Source organism: Mycobacterium sp. (assembly GCF_040398885.1).
In the GTDB taxonomy this organism is placed as follows: Bacteria; Actinomycetota; Actinomycetes; order Mycobacteriales; family Mycobacteriaceae; genus Mycobacterium.
In genome coordinates, this window is the sequence record NZ_JBBATF010000253.1 from 1 (window position 1) to 2,736 (window position 2,736).

The 2,736-nt window shown below is 69.3% G+C and carries 2 protein-coding genes; both read left to right on the forward strand.

From position 1 onward, the window contains the following. Nucleotides 1-264 (forward strand): hypothetical protein (locus tag ADBZ5U_RS15615; RefSeq protein WP_526811716.1); only part of this gene is annotated, 264 nt, incomplete at its 5' end. A 257-nt stretch (nt 265-521) separates the two neighbouring features. Then, on the forward strand, nt 522-2,736 hold a 2,215-nt coding region (locus ADBZ5U_RS15620), incomplete at its 3' end, for a hypothetical protein (RefSeq protein ID WP_526811718.1).

Sequence of the window (2,736 nt, forward strand, 5' to 3'; positions counted from 1 at the left end):
TACGGTACGTATCGTCCGGTCGCTGAGAACACCGCGGCGATTCTGACTTATAGATACGTCGATACGACCATTGACGGGACCCTGCGTAATGTCTACACCGGCAATCTAGTTACCGTCAACTTGCGACTCGGGGCGAACGGGAAGGACAACGGCAGCACCTGCACCGTCAGCGGCAGTTTTCCGGTAGCCTTCTGCGCGGTCCCCAACATCAGCCGCAACGAAGGCAAAACCATTATCTACCTGCTGGTTCGCCCCTCAGCCTGACCTCGGTCCGGCGGTATGAGCGGCTCGTCATGGGGCCGCAGCGATGATGACCCCTGACACACGCCGGTCCCGGGCAACCGGGACCCTGTCCAACACGGGCCCTCATCTGGATTGCCCCTCACTCTTCCCGAAGGCCTGCCATCATGAACGAACGACCTGACGTCTGTTGCCGGAAGTTGCTGCCATGGTGGGCGCGGGCCCGCGGGGTTGCGCTGGTGTCACCGCTCCTGGCCGGCGTCATCGGCCTGGGGTCGACGGTGGTGATGGCGGCGGGCTGGGATGCCCAGGCCTTGCCGCCGCTGGTGGGGTCCGCCGCCACCGGCGCGCGCTTTGCGCCGCTGCAGGGCGATGTGGTGGAGATGACGGCGAATGGCGTGGCCACCTCCACCGAGCCGACCCTGCAGGTCAGCGCGGACGCCAATGGCCGTCGGGTCCGCTGCCAGATCCTCACTGCCGATGACCGCGGCGTCCTGCTCTGGCAATCGCCGGACGTGCCCATCGTCAACCAGACGGCCCGCTGTGCGGTGCCGCCCAACGTGCTCCGTCCTCAGACCACCTACCAGATGGCCGCCGTCGACGCGGCAAATCCCCGCAACGTCGTGGTCTCGCCGCGACCCCTGCACGTCGACCCGCAGCGGACCGGCGCCCAGCAAGTCCACGCGTTTGCCGGCATGAACGTCACCGAGGTCACCGGCGAACCGGTGGTCAGCATCGCCTCCCACGGGGTCGCCACGCTGGCCGGCGCGGCCGGCTTCACCCTTACCCATCGGCCCACCAACCCGGCCGAGCCCGGGCTACCCCCCGGCTGGAGCCTCAACCCTGCCGGCGCCGCTGCCCGCTGGAAGACGCTCACCCTCGCCCAAGGCGGCGGCCTGGCGACCCTGGCCCAGGCCGATGGCTTCACGGTCAGTTATGCGCGGACCACGGGCGCGGCCTACACCCCGCGGCTCGGACCGCACCACACCTGGTCAGGCGGCGCCTATGCCGATCTCTACCGCAACGATGATGGCACCTACACGGTGATCGACGTCAACCAGGGCGTCACCACCTTTCCGGCCCACGGCGCGCGCGACAGCACCGGCGCCGAAGTACTGCACCCGAAGCGCACCTGGACCGAGGGCTCGACCCTGCTGCAGCAAGGCTTTGGCGCGAACGGCCGGCTGGAGAAGCTCACCGATCCGGTGAGCCAGCGCAAGATCGTCTTCCACTACGCCGGCGCCGGCGCCTGCCGCGCCCCCCGGCCCGGCTTCATTGCCCCCCCGGCCGGCAAGCTCTGCGCGGTCACCGACTGGTCGGGCGCCAAGACCACCCTCAGCTATGTCCGCACTGCCGCCGGGCCCCAGATCGGGCGCATCACCGCCTTCGCCGGCGCCGGTCAGGATGCCGAGGTCAGCGACCTTGGCTGGGATGCGTCAGCGCGGATCATCGCCCTGCGTCAACCGCTGGCCGCCGCCGCCATTGCCGCCCGCGCCATCCCCGGGCTCGAGGCCGGCGACGTGCGGGCCCAGACCACCATCGAGTACGACGACCGCGGCCGGGTCCTGCGCGTCATCTCACCCGCGCCGCTGGTACCGGCCGCCACCCAGACCCCGGCGCAGAACACCCGCACCACCCAGACCTACCGCTATCAGCTGCGCGACAGCGACATGGTCTTCACCGCCGAACAGACCGGCATCGCCATGCCGTTCGTTGAGCAATCCACGGCCACGCTGGCGACCATGGACCGGACCCGGGTCATCGGCCCGGATGGCTGTGGCACCGAAACCCGCTTCAATGACGATGACAATGCCACCGGGCGGATCAGTCTCTGCGACCAAACCCGGACGCAGACCACCTACGACGCCCAGGGCCAGCCGTACCAGACCTTTGGCCCATCCCGTCTGCCCATGACCACCACCTCCGGCGCGCCGGTATCGACGACCCGCTACGACACCACCCATGCTGATGGACAGCCGATTGATCAGCCCGGCCGGCCACTGACCGGACTGGCCTTCTTCGCCTTCGACAATGCCCGTCAGCTCGGCACCCCGGCCGAGCGCTCGATCGGCCCGGTCATCAATGGACAGACTGCCAGTGTCATGATCCTCGGCTGGACCAGCAACCCGTCCGGCCGCGGCCAAGCCTGGAGCGGCCGCTTGTCGGGGTTCTTCACCGCCCCGCGCCGGGACGACTACCGGTTCAGCGCCAATCCCGGCGTCCGGCTGACGGTCGACGGCCAGTTGTGTACGGCCGCCACGCCCTGCCGGATCACGCTGGACCAGGGCGCCAGTGCCGAACTGCAAGTGGCCTTTGCCGCCCCCACGGGCGCGGCCAGCGTCATCCTGCAGGTCGCCCGTGGCGCCGGGCCGGCGCAGCCGATTCCGGCCAGCGAGTTGTCCCCGGGACTGCATGAGGCCACCGAGCAGGAACTCGTCGATGAACTGGCCCCCGGCGAACCGCCCCAGCGCATCAGGGAACTGAACCGCTACGACA